23 protein-coding genes are annotated in these 21,794 nt (G+C 67.2%); 8 read left to right on the plus strand and 15 right to left on the minus strand.

Annotated elements, in window-relative coordinates:
• Positions 1-99: 99 nt before the first annotated feature.
• From PMI12_RS01810 to PMI12_RS01835, 6 genes are all read right to left on the minus strand, one after another.
• The gene (locus PMI12_RS01810) at positions 100-1,008 is read right to left on the minus strand and encodes an ABC transporter permease subunit (protein WP_007828433.1); all 909 of its coding nucleotides are present in this window, start codon (positions 1,006-1,008) and stop codon (positions 100-102) included.
• 4 nt (positions 1,009-1,012) lie between these two features.
• A complete protein-coding gene (locus PMI12_RS01815; protein WP_007828434.1) occupies positions 1,013-2,017 on the minus strand; it encodes an ABC transporter permease subunit in 1,005 nt (334 codons plus the stop codon).
• Positions 2,018-2,067: 50 nt separating this feature from the next.
• Positions 2,068-3,747 (minus strand): long-chain-fatty-acid--CoA ligase, encoded by a 1,680-nt coding sequence (locus tag PMI12_RS01820; protein WP_007828436.1) that lies wholly within the window; start codon positions 3,745-3,747, stop codon positions 2,068-2,070.
• A 100-nt stretch (positions 3,748-3,847) separates the two neighbouring features.
• Complete coding sequence (locus PMI12_RS01825) at positions 3,848-5,275, minus strand: NAD(P)(+) transhydrogenase (Re/Si-specific) subunit beta (RefSeq protein ID WP_007828437.1); 1,428 nt, start codon at positions 5,273-5,275, stop codon at positions 3,848-3,850.
• Entirely contained in the window at positions 5,272-5,601 is a 330-nt protein-coding gene (locus tag PMI12_RS01830; RefSeq protein ID WP_007828438.1) for an NAD(P) transhydrogenase subunit alpha, read from the minus strand. The genes PMI12_RS01825 and PMI12_RS01830 overlap by 4 nt, the downstream gene beginning before the upstream one ends.
• A 24-nt stretch (positions 5,602-5,625) precedes the next feature.
• The gene (locus PMI12_RS01835; protein ID WP_007828439.1) at positions 5,626-6,756 is read right to left on the minus strand and encodes a Re/Si-specific NAD(P)(+) transhydrogenase subunit alpha; all 1,131 of its coding nucleotides are present in this window, start codon (positions 6,754-6,756) and stop codon (positions 5,626-5,628) included.
• Positions 6,757-7,195: 439 nt separating this feature from the next.
• On the opposite strand from PMI12_RS01835, the gene PMI12_RS01840 reads away from it, so the two are divergent.
• From PMI12_RS01840 to PMI12_RS01850, 3 genes are all read left to right on the plus strand, one after another.
• Positions 7,196-7,909, plus strand: a complete 714-nt coding sequence (locus PMI12_RS01840) for a response regulator transcription factor (protein WP_042672645.1) — start codon at positions 7,196-7,198, stop codon at positions 7,907-7,909.
• A 98-nt stretch (positions 7,910-8,007) separates the two neighbouring features.
• A complete protein-coding gene (locus PMI12_RS01845) occupies positions 8,008-8,442 on the plus strand; it encodes a DUF4019 domain-containing protein (RefSeq protein WP_007828441.1) in 435 nt (144 codons plus the stop codon).
• A gap of 13 nt (positions 8,443-8,455) precedes the next feature.
• Positions 8,456-8,947: an NUDIX hydrolase gene (locus tag PMI12_RS01850; RefSeq protein WP_007828442.1), complete on the plus strand. Its 492-nt coding sequence runs from the start codon at positions 8,456-8,458 to the stop codon at positions 8,945-8,947.
• Between the two features lies 1 nt (position 8,948).
• Here PMI12_RS01850 and mnmA read toward each other — a convergent pair whose 3' ends face one another.
• Positions 8,949-10,055: a tRNA 2-thiouridine(34) synthase MnmA gene (gene mnmA / locus PMI12_RS01855; protein WP_042672646.1), complete on the minus strand. Its 1,107-nt coding sequence runs from the start codon at positions 10,053-10,055 to the stop codon at positions 8,949-8,951.
• A gap of 188 nt (positions 10,056-10,243) precedes the next feature.
• Here mnmA and PMI12_RS01860 point away from each other — a divergent pair, with 188 nt between their 5' ends.
• Positions 10,244-11,974 (plus strand): long-chain-fatty-acid--CoA ligase, encoded by a 1,731-nt coding sequence (locus PMI12_RS01860; protein WP_007828444.1) that lies wholly within the window; start codon positions 10,244-10,246, stop codon positions 11,972-11,974.
• 6 nt (positions 11,975-11,980) lie between these two features.
• Here PMI12_RS01860 and PMI12_RS01865 read toward each other — a convergent pair whose 3' ends face one another.
• On the minus strand, positions 11,981-12,973 hold the full coding sequence (locus tag PMI12_RS01865) for an LLM class flavin-dependent oxidoreductase (protein ID WP_007828445.1): 993 nt from the start codon (positions 12,971-12,973) through the stop codon (positions 11,981-11,983).
• A 72-nt stretch (positions 12,974-13,045) separates the two neighbouring features.
• A complete protein-coding gene (locus PMI12_RS01870) occupies positions 13,046-13,651 on the minus strand; it encodes a DUF6891 domain-containing protein (RefSeq protein WP_007828446.1) in 606 nt (201 codons plus the stop codon).
• A 218-nt stretch (positions 13,652-13,869) separates the two neighbouring features.
• Between PMI12_RS01870 and PMI12_RS01875 the strand changes: the two genes are divergently transcribed.
• Complete coding sequence (locus PMI12_RS01875) at positions 13,870-14,592, plus strand: hypothetical protein (RefSeq protein ID WP_007828447.1); 723 nt, start codon at positions 13,870-13,872, stop codon at positions 14,590-14,592.
• A 78-nt stretch (positions 14,593-14,670) separates the two neighbouring features.
• Here the strand turns inward: PMI12_RS01875 and PMI12_RS01880 are convergent, their stop codons facing one another.
• A complete protein-coding gene (locus PMI12_RS01880; protein WP_007828449.1) occupies positions 14,671-15,051 on the minus strand; it encodes a hypothetical protein in 381 nt (126 codons plus the stop codon).
• A gap of 258 nt (positions 15,052-15,309) precedes the next feature.
• Here PMI12_RS01880 and PMI12_RS01885 point away from each other — a divergent pair, with 258 nt between their 5' ends.
• Positions 15,310-15,786, plus strand: coding sequence for a DUF6314 family protein (locus PMI12_RS01885; RefSeq protein WP_007828451.1), 477 nt, complete (start codon positions 15,310-15,312; stop codon positions 15,784-15,786).
• A gap of 9 nt (positions 15,787-15,795) precedes the next feature.
• Here PMI12_RS01885 and PMI12_RS01890 read toward each other — a convergent pair whose 3' ends face one another.
• The 5 genes from PMI12_RS01890 to PMI12_RS01910 all read right to left on the minus strand — a co-directional run bounded on the left by PMI12_RS01890 (position 15,796) and on the right by PMI12_RS01910 (position 20,441).
• Complete coding sequence (locus PMI12_RS01890; protein ID WP_042672653.1) at positions 15,796-16,389, minus strand: biotin transporter BioY; 594 nt, start codon at positions 16,387-16,389, stop codon at positions 15,796-15,798.
• Positions 16,390-16,420: 31 nt separating this feature from the next.
• Positions 16,421-17,014, minus strand: coding sequence for an energy-coupling factor transporter transmembrane component T family protein (locus tag PMI12_RS01895; protein ID WP_007828455.1), 594 nt, complete (start codon positions 17,012-17,014; stop codon positions 16,421-16,423).
• The gene (locus tag PMI12_RS01900; protein WP_007828457.1) at positions 17,007-17,753 is read right to left on the minus strand and encodes an energy-coupling factor ABC transporter ATP-binding protein; all 747 of its coding nucleotides are present in this window, start codon (positions 17,751-17,753) and stop codon (positions 17,007-17,009) included. The genes PMI12_RS01895 and PMI12_RS01900 overlap by 8 nt, the downstream gene beginning before the upstream one ends.
• Before the next feature lie 42 nt (positions 17,754-17,795).
• Entirely contained in the window at positions 17,796-18,635 is an 840-nt protein-coding gene (locus PMI12_RS01905) for an isocitrate lyase/PEP mutase family protein (RefSeq protein WP_042672649.1), read from the minus strand.
• A 96-nt stretch (positions 18,636-18,731) separates the two neighbouring features.
• Positions 18,732-20,441, minus strand: a complete 1,710-nt coding sequence (locus PMI12_RS01910; RefSeq protein ID WP_007828461.1) for a M14 family zinc carboxypeptidase — start codon at positions 20,439-20,441, stop codon at positions 18,732-18,734.
• 98 nt (positions 20,442-20,539) lie between these two features.
• On the opposite strand from PMI12_RS01910, the gene PMI12_RS01915 reads away from it, so the two are divergent.
• Positions 20,540-21,253 carry a YebC/PmpR family DNA-binding transcriptional regulator gene (locus tag PMI12_RS01915; protein WP_007828471.1) on the plus strand — a complete coding sequence of 238 codons (714 nt, stop codon included), beginning with the start codon at positions 20,540-20,542 and terminating at the stop codon, positions 21,251-21,253.
• A 14-nt stretch (positions 21,254-21,267) separates the two neighbouring features.
• Complete coding sequence (locus PMI12_RS01920) at positions 21,268-21,666, plus strand: GFA family protein (RefSeq protein WP_007828473.1); 399 nt, start codon at positions 21,268-21,270, stop codon at positions 21,664-21,666.
• The last annotated feature ends 128 nt before the right edge of the window (positions 21,667-21,794 follow it).

Genomic DNA, 21,794 nt, shown 5'->3' on the forward strand with positions numbered 1-21,794 from the left:
CACTTCGTGTCGCTGCGCCGACCCCCTTGCAGGGGGCGATACCTGCGGCCCGGCAAAGCCGGTTCCGCGGTATCCCTGGAATGAGGCGGTCAATACTGTTCATCGTTTCAATTTGGGGTCGAGCGCATCGCGCAGCCCGTCGCCCAGCAGGTTGAAGGCCAGCACGGCCGCAAGGATCGCCAGGCCCGGGAAGGTGACGACCCACCAGGCGCGCAGCACGAACTCGCGCGCGTCGGCCAGCATGGTTCCCCATTCGGGCGACGGCGGCTGCGCCCCCAGGCCGATGAAGCCGAGCGCGGCCGCATCGAGGATGGCGGTCGAGATGCCGAGCGAGGCCTGCACGATCAGCGGTGCGGCGCAATTGGGCAGCACCTCGCGGAACATCAGGCGCAGCGTGCCGGCACCGCTCACGCGTGCGGCGGTCACGTAGTCGCGCGAGATTTCGGCGATGACGGCCGCACGCGTGATGCGCACATAGTGCGGCAGCACGACGATGGCCACGGCGATCATCGCGTTGATCAGCCCCGGCCCGAGGATCGCGACGATCACGATCGCCATCAGCAGGCTCGGCATCGTGAGCACGATGTCCATCAACCGCATGATCGCGATCTCGAGCACGCCGCGGAAGAAGCCCGCGATCAGCCCGAGCACCACGCCCACGGCCACCGAAATGGCCACCACCGCGACGCCGATGGACAGCGACAGCCGTGCGCCGTGCATCAGGCGCGAGAGGATGTCGCGCCCGATCGCGTCGGTGCCGAGCAGGTAGCTCGCGGAACCGCCCTGCTGCCACGCTGGCGGCAGCAGGAAGACGGCGCTGTTGGTCTCGTTGGGCGCGTGCGGTGCGATCCACGGCGCGAACAGCGCGACCAGCAGCAGCACGACGATGGTGGCGAGCCCGATGACCGCGCCGCGGTTGGCAGAGAAGGCCGTCCAGAACTCGCGCCAGGGTCCTGGGGGCGCCGCGCTTCTTGTGCCGGCCGGGACTGCTTGTTGTGTCGTCGCCATGGCTTCAGTGCCTGATGCGCGGGTTGATGACGCCGTAGGCCACGTCGACCAACAGGTTGACCAGCATCACGATTCCTCCGAGCAGCAGCATGCCGCCCTGCAGCACCGGATAGTCGCGCCGGCCGATGGCCTCGATGAGCCACTTGCCGACGCCGGGCCAGGAGAAGATGGTCTCGGTGAGGATGGCGCCCGTGAAGAGCACGCCCACCTGCAGCCCGATGACGGTCACGACCGGGATCAGCGCATTGCGCAGCGCATGCAGCCCCACCACGCGAAAGCGCGACAGCCCCTTGGCGCGCGCGGTGCGGATGTAGTCCTCGCCCAGCACTTCGAGCATGGCCGAGCGCGTCATGCGCGCAATGACCGCGAGCGGCACCGTGCCGAGCACGATGGCCGGCAGGATCAGGTGGTGCGATGCCGACCAGAAGGCACCGATGTCACCGGCGCGCAGGGAGTCGATCAGCAGGAAGCCGGTTTCGGGCTCGATGTAGTACTGCACCGCGATGCGGCCCGACACAGGCGTCCACCCGAGCTGCACCGAGAAGAACAGGATCAGCAGCAACCCCCACCAGAAGATCGGCATCGAGTAGCCGGTGAGCGAGGTGGCCATCACGCCGTGGTCGAAGATGGAATTGCGCCGCACTGCCGCGAGGATGCCTGCCGGCAGCCCGAGCAGCAGCGCGAAAAGAATGGCGCAGGCCGCGAGCTCGACCGTGGCCGGAAAGAGCGCGAGGAACTCGCTCATCACCGTGTCCTGCGTGATCAGCGACTTGCCGAGGTCGCCGTGCAGCACGCGCCCGATGTAGATGCCGTACTGCACGATCACCGGCTTGTCGAAGCCGTACGCGGTGCGCAGCTGGGCGTGGCGCACGGGGTCGATCCCGCGCTCGCCGGCCATCGTCTCGATGGGGTCGCCCGGCACCAGCCGGATGAGGAAGAAAGCGAGCAGCGTCATGCCGATGAAGGTCGGCACCAGCAGGCTCACGCGGGTCAGGAGGAATCGAAACATCGACCGCGAATATGCAAGATCGATGCCGCAGCCCTCACCGGGCCGAACCCTTACTTCTTCGCGTCGCGCAACTCGCGGCGAAGGATCTTTCCGACAGGTGTCTTCGGCATGTCGCTACGAAACTCCACGATTCGCGGCTGCTTGTAACCCGTAAGGTTTGCCCGGCAGTATTCGCGCACCTGCGCTTCCGTGAGCGAAGGGTCTTTCTTGACGATCACCAGCTTCACGGCCTCGCCGGTTTTCTCGTCGGGCACGCCGACCGCGGCGCATTCGAGCACGCCCGGAATCAGTGCAACCACGTCCTCGACCTCGTTCGGGTACACGTTGAAGCCCGACACCAGGATCATGTCCTTCTTGCGATCGACCACCTTGAAGTAGCCGCGCTCGTCGACCACGCCGATGTCGCCGCTCTTGAAGTAGCCGTCGGGCGTCATGACCTTGGCGGTCTCGTCGGGGCGCTGCCAGTAGCCGGCCATCACCTGCGGGCCCTTGATGGCGATTTCGCCGCGCTCGCCGGCCGGTACTTCGTTGCCGTCGTCGTCGAGCAGCTTGAGCCAGGTGCTCGGCAGCGGCAGGCCGATGGTGCCGGTGTAGGCAGTGCTGTTGGTCGGGTTGCAGGTGGCCGACGGCGAGGTTTCCGACAGGCCGTAGCCTTCGCAGATCGGGCAGCCGGTCTTCTCGAGCCACAGCTTCGCGACCGCGGCCTGCACCGCCATGCCGCCGCCGACCGAGACCTTGAGGTTCTTCCAGTTGACGGTGTTGAAGTCGGGGTGGTTCGCCAGCCCGTTGAACAGCGTGTTGACGGCCGGGAAGCTGTGGATGGTGTGCTTCGACAGTTCCTTCAGCACGCCCGCGATGTCACGCGGATTCGGAATCAGGATCAGCTTGCCGCCCGTGCGCATGTTCAGCATCATGCCGACCGTGAACGCGAAGATGTGATACAGCGGCAGGGCGCACACGCTGGTGGGCTGCTCGCCGGCCGGCACCTTGTTCATGACCGGCTCGTTCCACGCCTCGGACTGCAGCACGTTCGCGATCACGTTGCGATGCAGCAGCACTGCGCCCTTCGACACGCCGGTGGTGCCGCCGGTGTACTGCAGCACGGCCACGTCGTCGGGTCCGATGGCCACGGGCTTCACCGAAGCACTCGCGCCCTTGTCGAGCGCTTCGTTGAAACGCACCGCACCCGGCAGGCTGAACTGGGGCACCAGCTTCTTGACGTTGCGCACCATGTAGTTGACGAGCGCACCCTTCAGGAAGCCGAGGCGGTCGCCCATGGAGGCCAGCACGATGTGCCTGATCGGCGTGGCTGCGATGCATTGCTGCAGCGTGGTGCCGAAGTTCTCCATGATGACGATCGCCTTCGCGCCCGAATCCTTGAGCTGGTGCTCGAGTTCGCGGGGCGTGTACAGCGGATTCACGTTGACCAGGATCAGGCCGGCGCGCAGGGTGCCCGCCACCGCGATCGGGTACTGCGGGCAGTTGGGCATCATGACCGCCACGCGGTCACCCTTGGCCAGGCCCAGACTCTGCAGGTAACCTGCGAAGGCCTTGCTCTGCCTGTCGGTCTCGCCGTAGCTGATGTCCTTGCCCATGAAGCTGTAGGCCGTGCGGTCGGCGTACTTCGCGAAGCTCTCTTCCATGAGTGCGACCAGCGAGGTGTACTGCGAGGCATCGATATCGGCGGGCACGCCCTGCGGATAGCTGCTGAGCCAGGGACGATCGGTCATTGGATTTGTCTCCTCCGGGAGTCGGACTGTTGAAAACGAAAACGGCGCACGAGGTGGCGCCGCGAAGAGCTCGCCCGCTGCGCGGGCGTGGACCTTCGGCCTATTCGATGGCCTTGCCCATATCTTCCACTACTTTTTTTGCGTCGCCAAAGACCATCATCGTCTTGTCCATGTAGAACAGCTCGTTGTCCAGGCCCGCATAGCCGGCGGCCATGGAGCGCTTGTTCACGATGACGGTCTTGGCCTTGTAGGCCTCCAGGATCGGCATGCCGTAGATCGGCGTGCCCTTGGTGAGCGCGGCCGGGTTCACCACGTCGTTGGCCCCCAGGATGATCGCCACGTCCGCCTGCGCAAACTCGCCGTTGATGTCTTCCATCTCGAACACCTGGTCGTACGGCACCTCGGCCTCGGCCAGCAGCACGTTCATGTGGCCCGGCATGCGCCCGGCCACCGGGTGGATCGCGTACTTCACCGTCACGCCCTTGTGCGTGAGCTTCTCCGCCAGCTCGTTGACCGCATGCTGCGCGCGCGCCACCGCCAGGCCGTAGCCCGGCACGATGATCACGGTCTCGGCGTTGGACAGCATGTAGGCCGCGTCGTCGGCGCTGCCGCTCTTGACCGGACGCTGTTCCTTCGCACCGCCGCCCGCGCTGACCGCCTCGCCGCCGAAGCCGCCCAGGATCACGTTGAAGAACGAGCGGTTCATCGCCTTGCACATGATGTAGCTCAGGATCGCGCCCGAGCTGCCCACGAGGCTGCCCGCCACGATCAGCATCGCGTTGTTCAGGCTGAAGCCGATGCCCGCGGCCGCCCAGCCCGAGTAGCTGTTGAGCATCGACACCACCACCGGCATGTCGGCCCCGCCGATCGGGATGATGATGAGCACGCCCATCACGAAGGCCAGCGCCAGCATCGCGAAGAAGGCCGGCCAGCTCTCGGTGAACATGAACACCAGACCCAGGCCGATCATGGCCAGGCCGAGCACGAGGTTCAGCATGTGCTGGCCCGCGAACTGCACCGGCGCGCCCTGGAACAGGCGGAACTTGTAGGTGCCCGAGAGCTTGCCGAAGGCGATGACCGAGCCGCTGAAGGTGATGGCGCCGATGGCCGCCCCCAGGAACAGCTCGAGCCGGTTGCCGGTGGGGATGGGCGCGCCCTTGGCGATGCCTTCGAGCATGGCCGCGGGTTCGACCACGGCCGCGACCGCGATGAACACCGCCGCCAGGCCGATCATGCTGTGGAAGAAGGCCACCAGCTCGGGCATCTTGGTCATCTCGACCGTCTTGGCGCGCCAGGCGCCGTAGCCGCCGCCGGCCACCAGCCCCAGCAGCACCCAGGCCAGGCCCATGAGGTGGCCGCCGGCGATGTTGTAGATCAGCGCGCCGGTGGTGAGCACGGCGATGGCCATGCCGGCCATGCCGAAGACGTTGCCGCGGATCGAAGTGGTGGGATGGCTCAGGCCCTTCAAGGCCTGGATGAAGCAGACGCTGGCGATCAGGTAGAGCAGCGTGACGACGTTCATGCTCATTGGGCTGCTCCTGCGTCAGCCTTCGGTGCGGCCTTCTTTTCCTTCTTCTTGAACATCTCGAGCATGCGCCGCGTGACGAGGAAGCCGCCGAAGATGTTCACCGCCGCGAGAGCGACCGCGAGCACCCCCATGGTCTTGCCCAGGCCTGTTTCGGTGAGCGCGGCCGCCAGCATGGCGCCCACGATCACGATGGCCGAGATGGCGTTGGTCACGGCCATCAGCGGCGTGTGCAGCGCGGGCGTGACGGTCCACACCACGTGGTAGCCCACGTAGATGGCCAGCACGAAGATGATCAGGTTGATGACGGTATGGGAAACGGGATCCATGGGTTCTTCTCCTCGCGTGTTCGCTTACTTCTTCGTGACCTGGCCGTCCTGCGTGACGCGGCAGGCGGCGACGATGTCGTCCTCGAGGTCGATCTTCAGCGCGCCCTCCTTGGTGACGATGAGCTTGAGGAAGTCGAGCACGTTGCGTGCATAGAGCGCCGAGGCGTCGGCCGCGACCAGCGCGGCGAGGTTGGTCTCGCCCACGATGGTCACGCCGTGCTTGATCACGGTCCTGTCGGCCTCCGACAGCGGGCAGTTGCCGCCCACGCCGTCGGGCCCCTTGCCGGCTGCGATGTCGACGATGACGGAACCCGGCTTCATCGACTTGACCATGTCCTCGGTGATGAGCGTCGGCGCGGCGCGCCCCGGGATGAGTGCAGTGCTGATGACGACATCGGCGAGCGCCACGCGCTTGGCGACTTCGATCTGCTGGCGCGCGAGCCAGCTCGCGGGCATCGGCTTGGCGTAGCCGCCGACGCCGACGGCTGCTTCCTTTTCTTCATCGGTGTCGTAGGAGACTTCGATGAACTTGCCGCCCAGCGATTCGATCTGCTCCTTCACGCTGGGACGCACGTCGGAAGCCTCGATGACGGCACCCAGGCGCTTGGCGGTGGCAATGGCCTGCAGGCCCGCCACGCCGACGCCCAGGATGACCACGCGTGCAGCCTTCACGGTGCCGGCGGCGGTCATCAGCATGGGGAAGAAGCGCTGGTACTTGTCGGCCGCGATCATCACGGCCTTGTAGCCGGCGATGTTGGCCTGCGACGAGAGCACGTCCATGCTTTGGGCGCGGGTGGTGCGCGGGGCGGCTTCGAGCGCGAAGCCGGTGACACCGGCGGAGGCCAGGCGTTGCAGGCCTGCGGCATCGAAGGGATTGAGCATGCCGATGACGACGGCGCCGGACTTCAGCAGCGCGGTCTCCGCATCGGTGGGCGTGCGCACCTTGAGCACCATGTCGGCGGCGAATGCGGCGTTCATGTTGGTGATCTCGGCACCGGCGGCCTGGTAGGCGGCATCGGTGACGCTGGCGGCAACGCCAGCCCCCGACTGCACCCGTACGGTGTGCCCCGAGGCCACCAGTTTCTTCACCGTTTCGGGTGTAACAGCCACGCGGGTTTCGCCAGCCAGTGTCTCGGCAGGCACGCCTATCAGCATAGAGATCTCCTCAGAGCAAGGGGCAAACGGAACGCGGGCAGAGCTTACAGCAAGATTACAAGCCTTCGTTGTCGCAAAAACGCTCTGTGGTTTTCGCCCCAAAGTGCCGATGAACGTTGTCGCCACCGCTATTCATTCAATAGCGAATTCGGATATTCGATAGCGCGTTCGAGGGAGGCGACACGCGTCCATCCTCGACTGGCCAAGAAAATTAAGGCCGTTTGTCCAGTAAAAAATTGTTAACAGTCATTAATGAGATTCACAATCAAATCCGCCATTTGCATCCAATCGTCACCAAATTTATTAACAATTAATCTGGAAAACGCGATTTGCGTGCATTAGTTGCGGCCTTTGAACTTTACGTTAGTCGCAGATGGATACACTTCGACCCCAAATCGTCAGCTCACCGAGACTGACGAAGGAGGAAGAAGGGGATGGAATGCGAATTGCAGTACTCGACGACGGTGTAGATCAACCCAAGCGGATCAGCCAAACCATGACGGCACTCGAGCACGAGTGCCATTCCTATACGGAAGGAAGGGCGCTGTTGCAGGCGATGCGCCGGCAGACCTTCGACCTGCTGATACTCGACTGGAATCTGCCCGACATGAAGGGCCCCGACGTCGTGAAGTCCATCCGCCGCGAACTCAATAGCCGGCTTCCCATTCTTTTCGTGACCGACAGGCACGACGAGGGAGATTTGGTCGAAGGCCTCAATGCGGGCGCGGACGACTTCATGGTCAAGCCCGCCCGCGCCGGTGAACTCGAAGCTCGCGTGAATGCGCTGCTGCGCCGCTCCTACCCGGCCCAGCACGAGGCCGAGCTGATCTTCGGCCCCTACCACTTCTATCCGCCCTCGCGGCTCCTGAAGGTTCGCGGGGTGCAGGTCGAGTTGAAGAACCGGGAGTACGAACTCGCGCTGTTCCTGTTCCAGAACCTCGGGCGGCTGCTCTCGCGCGAACACCTGCACGAGGCCGTCTGGGGCCTTGGCGTCGAGGCGCTGTCGCGATCGCTCGACACCCACATCTCGCGCCTGCGGACCAAGCTCGACCTGCGCCCCGCGAATGGTTTCCTGCTGCTGGCCATCTACGGCCTGGGGTACAGGCTGGAAACGATCGAGGCCGATGCGCTGTCGGGGACCGGCGTGCGTTGAGCCGGGAATCTCCGGCACGCTAAAGTCTCGAACGGTTTCCACCGTTGCGCCCCCAGCCTTGCAGGATTGGCTGTGAGCCCCCAGAAAGATTGAGACGAATGAACCCGATGATCCGATTGCTGCTCGCAGCCACGTTGCTCTGGAGCTGGTTCGGCCCGGCCGCCGCACAAGAGGTCGAAGCCAGCGACATGGTGCGAGGCGGCATGCAGGTGATCCAGATGATCGACCAGGGCAAGGCCGGCGAACTGTGGGACGGCGCCACCCCCGCCGCCCGCAAGCGCGTGACGCGCAACGATTTCACCACCCAGATCGCCAGGAGCCGCGCCCCGATCGGCGCACCGCAGATGCGCATCTGGGTGTCGGTCAACCGCCAGATCGTGGCCGACGCCGACGGCGATACGGCCGGCCAGTACGTCAGCGTCGAATACGAGACCCGCTTCGCGAACAAGCCCGACGGCACCTTGCGCGAACTCGTGAGCTTTCACCTCGACAGCGATCGTGTCTGGCGCTTCAGCGGCTACGCGCTGAAATAAGAAGGCCGAAAACATGGCAGCAGGCCCGCGCTGGAAACCCAACGTCACCGTGGCCGCGGTGATCGAGCGCGACGGGCGCTTCCTGCTGGTCGAGGAGCAGACTGCCGATGGCCTGCGGCTCAACACGCCCGCGGGGCACCTCGACCCCGGCGAATCCCCGGCCGAGGGCTGCGTGCGCGAAACCCTCGAGGAAACCGCCCATCATTTCACGCCAACGGCGCTCATCGGCGTCTACATGGCGCGCTCCCGGCCGCTGGCCGAGCGGGGCGAAGACACCACCTACATGCGCTTCGCCTTCGCGGGCACGCTGGGCCCGTTCGAAGAAGGCCGCCCGCTCGATGAAGGCATCGTGCGCACCGTCTGGATGACGGCGGATGAAATCCGCGCCAGCGTGGCGCGGCACCGCAGCCCGCTGCTGCTGCAGTGCATCGAAGACCATCTGGCGGGCAAGCGCCACCCGTTGGACGTGGTCCACGTCGACGAATCGGTGCGCTCGGCGCCCTGAGTCAGACGATGACGCCGCCGCCAAGGCAGCGTTCACCGTCGTAGAGCACGGCCGACTGCCCCGGCGTGACGGCCCATTGCGGCTCACCGAAGCGCAAGGCGAAGGCGGCGCCGGAGTCTTCCCCGGCATCCATTTCGCAGGCCGCATCGGCCTGCCGGTAGCGCGCCTTCGAGCCGTAGCTGCCCGGCGCCGGCGGCTCGCCGGAGACCCAGCTCGCATCGTCTGCCTTCAGCGCCGACGACTGCAGCCACGGATGGTCGTGCCCCTGCACCACCCACAGCGTGTTCTTCTCGACGTCCTTGCGCGCCACGAACCACGGCGAATGGTCGCCCGAGCCGCGCTGTGCGCCCCTCTCCTTCACGCCGCCGATGCCCAGCCCCTGCCGCTGCCCCAGCGTGTAGAAGCTCAGCCCCTGGTGCTCGCCCAGCTTGCGGCCGCGGTCGTCCTTGATGGGGCCGGGCTCCTTGGAGATGTAGCGGTTGAGGAACTCACGGAACGGCCGTTCGCCGATGAAGCAGATGCCGGTCGAGTCCTTCTTCTTCGCGTTGGGCAGGCCGATCTCTTCCGCGATGCGGCGCACCTCGGTCTTGTGCAGTTCGCCGACCGGGAACAGCGTCTTCGACAGCTGCGCCTGGTTCAGGCGGTGCAGGAAGTAGCTCTGGTCCTTCGACGGATCGAGCCCCTTGAGCAGTTCGTGCCTGCCGGTGCCCTCGTTCAGGCGCACGCGCGCATAGTGCCCGGTCGCGATCTTCTCGGCACCGAGCCGCATGGCATGGTCGAGGAAGGCCTTGAACTTGATCTCGGCGTTGCACAGCACGTCGGGGTTCGGCGTGCGGCCGGCCTTGTATTCGCGCAGGAACTCGGCGAACACGCGGTCCTTGTAGTCGGCCGCGAAGTTGACGTGCTCGATCTCGATGCCCAGCACGTCGGCCACGCTGGCGGCGTCCACGAAGTCGATGTTCGACGAACAGTATTCGCTGTCGTCGTCGTCTTCCCAGTTCTTCATGAAGATGCCGACCACCTCGTGCCCCTGCTGCTTGAGCAGGTGCGCCGTCACCGCGGAGTCCACTCCGCCGCTGAGTCCTACAACGATCCGATGCTTTGCCATAAGCCCCCTATTGTCCCAGCCCCGCGCAAGGGGCCTGCGGCGTGTGGGAAATCGGGAAAACCCGTGTCGCCGGTTTGTCAGCCCGAAGGCCATCGACGGGAGGGCCGGCGCTAAAGTGATTCCGGACGAAGGCGGCAGCAAGACCCGCCACGCCATTCACGAGACAACCGCAAGCGGAGACAAGACGCATGGCCACACCTTCCAACGCCGCGAATGCTGGCGACACCCTCCCCTGGACACGCGCCTACCCCGAGGGCATGCGCTGGGACGCCGAGCTGCCCGTGAAGCCGGTGCAGCAGATGCTCGACGAGGCCGTCGAGCGCTGGCCCGAGCGCTCCGCCGTCGAGTTCATGGGCCAGGTCATCACCTACCGCGAACTCGGCGCCGCCGTCGAGCGCGCGGCCAAGGGCCTGCAGGACCTGGGCGTGAAACCCGGCGTGCACGTGGGCCTCTACCTGCCGAACACGCCGCACTACCCGATCGCCTTCTTCGCCGTGCTGAAAGCCGGCGGCACGGTGGTGAACTATTCGCCGCTCGACGCCGAGCGCGTGCTGGCCCACAAGATCGAGGACAGCCGCACCGACATCCTCATCACGCTCGACCTCGTCAACCTCTACCCGCAGATGGCGCGCCTGCTCGACAACTCCCGCCTGAAGACGCTGGTGGTCGGCAGCCTCGGCGACTACGGCGCCATGGGCGACAAGGTGCAGGCCCAGCTGCAGGGCGCCGGCCAGATCGCCCCCGTGCCCGTGGACGACCGGCACGTGCGCTTCACCGACCTGCTCAGGAGCGAAGGCGCCCACAAGACCTATCCGCTGGGCGACCTCGCCGAAGAGATCGTGGTGCTCCAGTACACCGGCGGCACCACCGGCCTGCCCAAGGGCGCGATGCTCACGCACGCCAATCTCACGTCGGCCTCGGCGCAGTACTACGAGTCGACCAAGGGCGATCCGCCCATCCTGGCCGAGGGCACCGAGCGCTTCCTGGTGGTGCTGCCGCTCTTCCACATCTTCGCGCTCAGCGCCGCGATGCTGCTCGGCGTGCGCCTGGGCGCGGCGCTGGTGCTGCACACGCGCTTCGACGTCGACGCGGTGATGAACGAGCTCGCCGCCAGCCGGATCAGCGTGTTCCCCGGCGTGCCGACGATGTACACCGCCATCCTCTCGCACCCCAAGGCGAAGGAGATGGACCTGCGCTCGCTCAAGTTCTGCGGCTCCGGCGGCGCGCCGCTGCCGGTGGAAGTGGAGCAGCGCTTCTTCGAGCTCACCGGCTGCCACCTCAACGAGGGCTGGGGCATGACCGAGACCTCGCCCGTGGGCACCTTCACGCCCGCACGCGGCCTGCGCAAGGCAGGCTCGTGCGGAATGCCGCTGCCGCAGGTGCGCATCAAGCTCGTGAGCCTGGACGATCCCTCGAAGGACGTCACCGCCTTCGGCGAGGCTGGCGAGCTCTGCATCAAGGGCCCGAACGTGATGAAGGGCTACTGGAACAACCCCAAGGCCACGGCCGAGTCGATGACGGCCGACGGCTACTTCCGCAGCGGCGACGTGGCGAAGATGGATTCCGACGGCTACCTCTACATCGTCGACCGCACCAAGGACATGCTGCTTTGCGGCGGCTACAACGTCTATCCGCGCGTGCTGGAAGAGGCGGTGTACGAGCACCCCTCGGTGGCCGAGGTCTGCGTGATCGGCATTCCCGACGAGTACCGCGGCCAGTCGCCCAAGGCCTTCGTGAAGCTGAAGGAAGGCGCGCCCGAGCTGACGCTCGACGAACTCAAGATCTTCCTGAAGAACCGCCTCGGCAAGCACGAAATGATCGGCGCACTGGAGATCCGCGCCGAGCTGCCCAAGACGCCCGTGGGCAAGCTCTCGAAGAAGGACCTCGTCGACGAGGAAGCCCGCAAGCGGGCAGCTTGACCGCAGCTACCGCTTCGTCTGCCCGAACGCCTCGGCCAGCAGCTCGTAGGAGCGCAGCCGGGCGACATGGTCGAACACCTGTGAGGTGATCATGAGTTCGTCGGCGCCGGTGCGTGCGACGAAAGCTTCCACGCCCTTCTTCACCGTCTCGACCGAGCCGACCGCCGAGCACGACAGCACCGAGTCGAGCAGCGCGTTCTCCGCCGGCCCGACCTTCTGGCGGTAGTTTTCCACCGGCGGCGGCAGGCGCCCCGGCCGGCCGCTGCGCAGGTTCACGAAAGCCTGCTGCCACGAGGTGGCGCGGAACTCGGCTTCGGCATCGGTGTCGGCCGCGAACACGTTGAAGCCCAGCATCACGTACGGCTTCTGCAGCTGCGCCGAGGGCTTGAAGGTTTCGCGATAGATCTGGATGGCCTGCATGATCTGCTGCGGCGCGAAGTGCGAGGCAAAGGCGTAGGGCAGGCCCAGGTGCGCCGCGAGCTGCGCGCCGAAGGTGCTCGAACCGAGGATCCACACCGGCACCTCGAGCCCCGCGCCGGGCACGGCACGCACCGGCTGCTGCGGCGTCTTCGACATGAAGTCCATCAGCTCGATCACGTCCTGCGGAAACTGGTCCGCGTCCGATTCGAGGTTGCGCCGCAAGGCCCGCGCGGTGCGCTGGTCGGAGCCCGGTGCGCGCCCGAGGCCGAGGTCGATGCGCCCCGGGTACAGCGACTCCAGCGTGCCGAACTGCTCGGCGATCACGAGCGGCGAATGGTTCGGCAGCATCACGCCGCCGGCGCCGATGCGGATGGTCGACGTGCCCGCCCCCACATACGACAGCAGCACCGCAGTGGCCGCGCTCGCGATGCCCGGCATGCCGTGGTGCTCGGCCAGCCAGTAGCGCGCGTAGCCCAGCTTCTCGCCATGCTGCGCCAGCGAGAGCGAGTTGCGGAACGACTGCGCGGCGTCGCTGCCTTCGGTGATCGGGGAGAGGTCGAGGATCGATAACGGAATCATGGCGCGATCATGGCGCGAACCGCCGAAGCCGTCGCGCGAGGGGCTATTCGGTTGGGTATGGCGTCATCACGCTCACGCGCCGGGGCTCCGCTTGCGCCATTGGCCGAGGTCGGCTTCGATGCGCTCGTCGACGTTGCCGCTCCAATGCGCGCCAAAGCCGGCCGCGCGCAGCAACTCCACGATGCGGTGGCCCACCACCACGGTGTTGGCTTCGCGCTGTTCGATCTCGGGGATCATGCCGCCGCTGAAGGCCAGGCGCAGGCGGCCGGTGCGCACCGCGGTGTCGAGGTCCTGCGAGTGATAGAAGCAGCAGCCGCGAACGCCCGAGGCCAGCCGCCCCGCGGCGCGCCACTGCTCGCGCACGTCGTCGTGGCCGTCGGCCAGCGTGTTGCCCGCGCGATGCAGCGCAATGATCTTCTCGCCGCGCAGCTGCGCGAAGACCGCTTCGAGCCGGTCGTATTCGGTCTGCGCAGGCCACCCGGATTCAGCCGCGCGCTTGGCGGCGCAGGCGCGTGCGGCCTCGGCCTTCACCCAGGCACGGTCCTCGGCGGAGAGCTCATCCGGATCGAGGTACTCGTCGGTGATCATCCATTCGACGTCGGCATCGGGATGGAAGCCGCTCCACACAAGATCGTGGATGCGTCCGCGTGTGTCTTCGGGATCGAGAGTAAGGGCCATGCGTGTTGGGTTGCCGCATCGGCGGCGACGAATCGTGCTTTCTTGTTTGTCTGTTGGCGGGAGCGGTTTATTTTCGCCCACCGCACCAGGACGGCGCAGTAATGCGAAAGCATGAGCCCCTGCGGCCACCCCTTCCGCGCCGCGCCATCATGAAGGATGCGCCAGGACAAGGCAATGCAACGCGGCCCCCTGCGGCTGGCTATGCTCGGAGGCTCTTCATGCCGCAGCGCCATTCTTCCATCGACCTGATCGCCCACCCTCGCGTGGCCGGGCTGCCGCCTTTCGACGAACACGTGCCCACCGAATGGTGCTCCGACGCGCCGCAGGCCACCGAGCGCATGCAGAAGCCGTTCTCCGACCGGATCGCATGGCTGGTCGCGCTGGCGGTGCTGGCCTTCATGGCCGCGTTCGGCTTCCAGGCCATCACGTGGTCGCTGCGCGGCGGCTGGCAGTGGCTCTGGCTGCTGGTGGGGCTGCCGTTCTCCGGCATCTTCTCGGTGTCGACGGTAATGTTCCTCGTGACCACGCTGCGCGAGCGCCGCCGCGTGCGCGTGGCACTCGAAAACATGTCGCTCGAACGCGGCGAAGGCTTCCGCGCGGACATGCCGCTGGACCAGCGCCTGCGCGCGACAGTGCCGCCCGCGCGGGACGGCGAACGCACCGCGGCGCCGGAGCGCATCGGCGTGCGCCTGATGCAGCGCGCGATCCGCCACGACCCCGACGGCCACGCCGTGCTGGTCGACGAGTGCCGCGACGAAACGGTGGCGCATTGCGAAGCCACCGACGATGCGCGCGGCAGCCGGCGGGTCTATGCGTGGACGCTGCGCGCGGGCCCAGCGCACGAAGGCGCGACGCAATGGTTCATCACGCTGCACGACGCGGCGCTGCCCGGCGGCCCGCCCTTCCTCGTGGCGGCGCTGCGGGAACTGCCTTCGGGCTGAGCCGGCCAAAAAAACCGGGCCATGCAAACGCATGGCCCGGTTTCTGTCTTTCGCCAGGCAGGAGGCTGTCGCGGCGGATTACAGCGGCAGGCTGTCGCCGCGGGCTGCAGCGCGGGCGGCGGCACGCACCGCGGCGCGGTCCACCGTGCTGGCCAAGACCGGTGCCGCAACGGCGGAAGCGCCTTCGGCATACGGATCGGCGCTGTGCGCAGCGGCCACGGCATCGGCGCGAACGGCGGCGCGGCTGACGGTCGAGACGATCGCGCGGGCCGGGCCGGCATCGGCGCCGGTGGCGTAGGGGTTGGCGCTGTGGGCAGCAACCACGGCCTGGCCGGCGACGTCGGCGCGGCTGGCGGCCGAGGTCAGCTGGTGCACGCCTTCGTACGATTCAGCGTGGGCGGCGCCGGCAGCGGCCAGCAGGGCGATGGAGATAGCGGAGAGGAGCTTCGAGGCGGTCATTTGGATGTCCTTCAATTCGTTTCAGTTCTTTTGCACTTGGATGATTTCGAACCGGTCTTGGGTGGGTCACCGCCCCGTCGGGGGGCGGCCACCTCGCTCGGGGCCCTGTTCACCCAGATCGGCTTGGGGCCGGTCTGTGAGATGAATTGTGCGCCGTTATCTAAGTAAAAACCCTTAGCAAACAGAACCACGGCGTTCACACGTTGGAAACAATCACCCGTTTCCGGAGGAGATCGCGGCTTGCCGTAGAGTCTTTGCATGCGCGAGCCCGCCTCCCCTCTTCCACCCCTGTCGGCCTGGGGCACTGCGGACACCGTCTTCGACGGGCTGGCAGGCGCGTGGGACCTGGAGCGGACCATCGAGGGCCAGGCCTCCATGAGCGGCGTCGCGGTGTTCACGCCGCTTGAGACTGGAATGCTGAAGTACCGCGAAGAGGGCCGGATCCGGCTGGCCGACGGCAAGGAGTTCGACGGGCATCGCGAATACTTCTTCGAGCGCACTCCCGGTGGCTTCGCGGTGCACTTTGCCGAGAGCCCGACGCGCCTGTTCCATGCCATCGGCATCGTGCGCGACGGCGATGTGCTCGCGGGGTCGGCCACTCACCTGTGCACGCCCGACACCTACGACAGCGGCTACCGCTTTCTGCCGGACGGCTCCTTCACGATCCGCCACGCGGTGCGCGGCCCGCGCAAGGACTACCTCTCGGCCACCGTCTTCACACGGCGCAGCGGCTAGATCGACCGGTCAGTCGCGGTCGAGCCGCCAGCCCGGCATGCCGCGCATCACGGTCTGCACGAGCATCGCGCAGAGGCCGCACTTGATCAGGTCGCCGGGAATGAAGACCAGCATGGCCAGCGCCGCTTTCGGCAGCGGCATGTGGGCCACCCACGACAGCCCGACGATGCCGAAGGCATAGATCACGAAGATGCCGCCGACCACCGACGACAGGAAGGCCGCCGCCAGCAGGGGCAGGCCCGTGGCGCCAGCCATGCGGCGCACCGCCAGGCGCATCAGCAGGCCGCAGGCGAAGGCGCCGAACATCCAGCCGAACAGGAAGCCCGACGTCGGCCCCACGAACACGCTCAGGCCGCCTCGGCCGCCGGGCAGCAACGGCAGGCCCAGCGCCACCGCGAGCAGGAACAGCGCGATGGCCAGGAAGCCGCGGCGCGGCCCCAGCAGGCAGCCCGCCAGCATCACGCCCAGCGACTGCAGCGTGATCGGCACGCCGAACGGCAGGTCGATCTTCGGGATCAGGCCGAACACCGCCATCAGCGCCGCGAACAGAGCGATGTAGGAGAGCGAGCGGGACGAAGTGAGGGAGCCTGTGGTGGTGGTCATGGCGATCGCTTTCGAGGAATAGGACTGGAGTTCAGCGCCCGAGCCGCGCGGCCAGCGCATCGGCCACGCGCTCCGCCGTCTGCAGCGTGCGGATGGTCAGCGGTGCCAGCAGCCGCAGGCCGCCGCCATGGCCTGCGCGCGCGCGGTAGGCGTCGTCGAGGCGCTGCCACTGCACGTAGAAATTCTCGGCGAAGCGCAGCATCAGGCCAAGCCCGAGCGCGATCCGCTCGGTCGGCACACCGAAGCGCTGCAGCGGGTGCAGCACGGCCTCGAGTACCGCCAGCAGGTCTTCGAAGCGCGTGGTCAGGGTGAGCATCAGCGCGAGCGTGGCCGCGCTGGCAAGGCGCAGCGCGCTGGCCACGCCGAGCGGGGTCGTGCCCATCGCCCAGTGGAAGCCGACGATCATCCCGCCCGCGATCGCCACGCCGAGCAGCATGCGCGCGCGGCGCCATGCGGGCGGCCCGAGCAAAGCGAAGATCAGCAGCACCACCGCACAGGCGATGGCCAGGTGCACCGGCCGTTCGACCAGCACCAGCAGCGTGCCGCACACCGACAGCAGCGCGAGCTTGACCCACGCGGCGATCGCATGCATCCACGTCGGCTGCTCCGAGTAGAGGCTACGCACGGCGGCCCCGCTCCGATGCGGCGCGCTCGCGCACGTTCTCGGCGTAGGCCTCGCACACCTCGCGGCCCGGCCCGTCGGCGCGCACCCTGCCCTGTTCGAGCCACAGCACGCGCTCGAAGTCGTAGACGTGTTCGAGCAGGTGCGTGGACACGAGGATCTGGTGATCGCTGGCGTCGAGCTGCGCGGCCAGCCGCGCCTGGCTCAGCAGGTCGAGGCTGGCGAAGGGCTCGTCGAGCAGCAGCGTGGCGGGCTCGCTGATCTGCAAGGCCAGCAGGCAAACCTGCTGGCGCTGGCCCTGGCTCAGCTCGCCCACCGCGCGAGCGGCCCAGGCCTCGAGCCCGCGCCGAGCGAGGAAGTCGCGTGCCTGCTGCCGCGCCGCCTGCCGCGTTTCGCCGCGCGCGGTGAGGCTGAAGGCCAGTTCCTCGGCCACGGTCGGAAAGATGATCTGGTCGTCGGGGTTCTGGAACATCAGCCCCACGTGCTTCGACAGCTGCCTGCGGTCGGCCTGCGTGTCGCAGCCATGCACCACCACCCGGCCCTGCTGCGGCTGGTCGAGCCCGCTGATCAGGCGGAACAGGCTGCTCTTGCCCGCCCCGTTGTCGCCGATCAGGCCGATGCGCGCCTCCTGCAGGTGGAGCGTCAGCCCCTCGAAGACATGCTGGCTGCCGCGCACCAGCGTCACCGCTTCGAGGCGGATGCTGTGCGGGGAATCGGGTTCGGGCGGGGTCGGCTGCGGCAAGGGGCGCCCACTGTACCCGAACGCACCCTTGCGGCGCGGAGCTCAGGGCGTGGCGGCGAAGAGCCCGTTGATCTCACCGACCGACAGCATGCCCTCGCCCATCGCGCCGAAGCGACCATGCTGGAAGGCCTCCCTGGCGATGCGGCCGACCAGCCCCAGCGTCGACTGCAGCGGGCCGCAGCCGAGGCTGATGCGCCGCGCGCCGGCACGCGCAAAGCCCTCGGCCGGCGGCGCACCGGCATAGCCCGCATACACGTTCACGGGCAGGCTCACCGCACCGGCCATGCCGGCGATTTCTTCGAGGCTGGACATGCCGGGCACGAAGATGCCGTCGGCGCCCGCCGCCGCGTAGAGCCGAGCGCGGCGCTTCGCCTCCTCGAAGCGCGCCGCCGGGTCGTCCCAAGGCACGAAGTAGGCGTCGGTGCGCGCGTTGATGAAAAAGCGCGCGTCCAGCTTGCGGATGGCGGCGATGCGCTCGCACAGCACCTCCGGTGACGCCGGCTCGCGCGTGCCCGGCCGCGTGCCGTCCTCGATATTGATACCGGCCGCACCCATGTCGATCAGCGCGCCCGCCACGTCGCACACCGCCTGCGCGCTGTCGCCGAAGCCGCTTTCGATGTCGACGCTCACCGGCACGCTCGCCACGCGGCAGATGCGCGCACAGGCCGCGAGCAACTCGCTGGCCGGCATGCGCTCGCCGTCCGCGTAGCCGAGCGACCAGGCCATGCCCGCGCTGGTGGTGCCGAGGGCCGTGGCCCCGGCGCGCTCGACGATGCGCGCGCTGGCGGCGTCCCAGGCGTTCACCAGCACCAATGGGTCGGGCCCGGCGTGCAGGCGATGAAAGATGCCGGCTTGCTGCCGTGACGATTCGGCGGAATGCATGTGTGAGGGCCCGAGGGCGTTGTGGAATGACTGCAGCGTAAGGGTGTCCCGCATCCAGGACTTGGAGAAACTTGCTCCTGCCGCGCTCTGCGCCGCTCAGGAAGCCATCAGCGCCACCACCGGATAGCGCCGCCACCCAGGCTCCGCATGGCGCTGTCCATGGGCGAAGAGAAAACCCAGTACCGCTTGCGGATCGGACAGCTTGTCGGGGTGATCGACCTTCCATTGCTCGAACTGCCGCTTCAGCGCGGGTTCTTCCTCCAGCATCCGAAGCGCGGTGTCCTCGAAGACGTAGGCCGAGAAGTTCTCCTTCTTCTCCAGCACGCTGTTGAAGAAGCCCCAGCGGAAGAAGCTGTCGTGGGCTTCGGGCTCCAGCGTCTCGACCACGTAGCGGGCATTGGCCTGGTCCAGCGGCACCCACACGTCGCCCGCATGCGCCTGGAAGGGCTCGGTGTGCGCAGCGAGCACCACCTCGTCATGGAACATGTGCCCTTCGTAGGCGTTCGCGCGGGAGGCCACGCTCCGGATGCGATACACGCGCGCCGCATCGAACAGCCGGTCCGCTTCGAGACGCTGCAACTCGACGCCATTCCACGCCAGCCGCTCGATCACTTCGCGCCAGGCCCGGGGCACGAGATAGGCCTTGGGCGCGGCGACGGACGCGACTTCGACGCAGCGGTCGAAGTGCACGATGTCCTTCTCCCAAGGCTGGCCGCGGTCGTAGGCCAGGCGCTCATAAGTACCCAGCCGGCTGGGCGTGCGAACCGCGCGATAGCCCTTGAAGCGCAGGCTCGCCGGCCGGCTGCGGTCGTTGCGCCATGTCAGCGGCCAGCGCGCCTGTTGCGCCGTTGCGGCCCGGGCCTCGCGGCGCAGTTCCTGAATGCGCGCCGCATGCCCCACGGTGAACTCCAGCACCACCTCGACCAGCGTCCGCATGGCAGCCACGCGGTCGGCAAAGGGCTTGAGCATGTGGGTCTCGGGCATGAAGCCGATGGTGTGGTGCAGCGCGGCATAGCCGGTGGAAAAGCGCGGCAAGTCGAGGAAATCTTCGATGCCGTCGTCCGGCGTCTCGGCCAGCAGGTTCACGTACGGGCAGGTTGGCCAGCCGCGCCGGTCCATGCCGCCGTAGATCGCCGGCAGCATGCTCTCGCGCAGGAACTGTCCCAGCCCGCCGCCCAGCTTGTCGGGCTGGGTCGGGATCAGCGTCATGGTGTAGCTGTAGTCCGCGCCATTGGAGGTGTGGGTGTCGACCATCACGTCCGGGTCCCACGCGGTGAAGAACTTGTTGAACACCTGCGCGGCGAGGCTGTCGCACTTGATGAAGTCGCGGTTCAGGTCGAGGTGCCGGCCGTTGCCGCGGAAACCGAACGACTCGGGGCCGAGCTGGTTCACGCGCGAGGTGTCCTGGCGGTTGATGCAGCCGTCCACGTTGTAGACCGGGATGAACAGGAACACGGTGCCGCCCAGCGCCGCGAGCTGCTCGGGCCGGGTGCAGAAATCGCGCACCAGCGCCATGCAGGCGTCGATGCCCTCGGGCTCGCCGGGGTGGATGCCGTTGTTGTTGAAGAACACCGGGCGGCCCTGCTGCTTGAGCGTCTCGCGGTCGAACACGCCGTCCGCAGTGACCACGCCGGCGTGAAGGGGAACGCCGGTGTCCGACACGCCGATCTCGCCCCAGTGCAGCACGCCGGGAAAGTGGTCGGCCAGCCGCTGGTAGAAGGCCACGCATTCGGCCCAGGTGGTGGTCTGGTTGCCGTTGCCTGCCTCGAACGGCGTGGAGTACGGTGTGGCTCGTGAAGAGGTCATGGGAAGAAGGCTACAGTAGTCGCCCCAATCCGGTCGTCCAGCCCTTCTTTCTGCAAAAGAGCCAGACAAGGCCGCAACACACATTCGAGGAATCAGACATGGGCGCCCAATGGAAAGCAAAACACAAGGACCTGGCGGCCAATGCCAAGGGCCGGCTCTTCGGCAAGCTCGCCAAGGAAATCATGATCGCCGCGCGCGCGGGCGCCGACCCGGCCTCCAACTCGCGCCTGCGGCTGGTCGTGGAGCAGGCCCGCAAGGTCTCGATGCCCAAGGAAACGCTCGACCGCGCCATCAAGAAGGGCGCGGGACTCACGGGCGAGGCGGTGCATTTCGAGCACGTGATCTACGAAGGCTTCGCGCCGCACCGCGTGCCGGTGATGGTCGAGTGCCTGACCGACAACGTGAACCGCACCGCGCCTGAAATGCGCGTGCTGTTCCGCAAGGGCCAGCTGGGCACCTCGGGCTCGGTGTCGTGGGACTTCGACCACGTCGGCATGATCGAAGCCGAACCCGCCAGGCCCGACGCCGACCCCGAAGTGGCCGCCATCGAAGCCGGCGCGCAAGACTTCGAGCCGGCCGGCGAAGGCCATGCGGCGGTCTTCCTGACCGATCCCACCGACCTCGACCTCGTGAGCCGCGCATTGCCGGCCCAGGGCTTCACCGTGCTGTCGGCCAAGCTGGGCTACAAGCCGAAGAACCCGGTCGATCCGGCGAGCCTGAGCGCGGAAGACCTGGAAGAAGTCGAAACCTTTCTGGCGGCCATCGACGCGAACGACGACGTGCAGAACGTGTTCGTGGGCCTGGCGGGTTGAGCTCCCGGCCGCGCATGCTCGCCGGCAGATGCCTGTGCGGCGCGGTCCACTACTCGGTGGCGGATGAGTTTGCCTACGCGCTGAACTGCCATTGCTCCGACTGCCGACGCGCGACGGGCTCGGCCTTCAAGCCCTTCGCGGGCATCGAGCGCGGCAAGTTCGCCATCACGCAGGGCGAGAACAGCATCACGGTCTACGGCAAGCCTGACGCGGGCGACCTGCACTGCGCCAAGTGCGGCTCGCTGCTGTGCTCGGTCGTGCGAGGCGGGCAGTTCGTGCACGTCACGCTGGGCACGCTGGTCGACACGCCCACCGTCCGGCCGAGCGCGCACATCTTCGTCGGCTCGAAGGCTCCGTGGTTCACGATCACGGACGACCTGCCGCAACACAAGGGCCACGCCGGCGGGAACTGAACCGCCCGCGCAAGAAGATGCCGGCCCGGCGCCGACAACGACATCCTGTGCCGTAGCGCGGCCCCAGTTCGGGCCTGCGCAAGCAGGGAGCGCTCCTATGCTCGATGAACTCTCTTTCTTCATCCGTG

It is taken from the genome of Variovorax sp. CF313 (assembly GCF_000282635.1).
In the GTDB taxonomy this organism is placed as follows: domain Bacteria; phylum Pseudomonadota; class Gammaproteobacteria; order Burkholderiales; family Burkholderiaceae_C; genus Variovorax.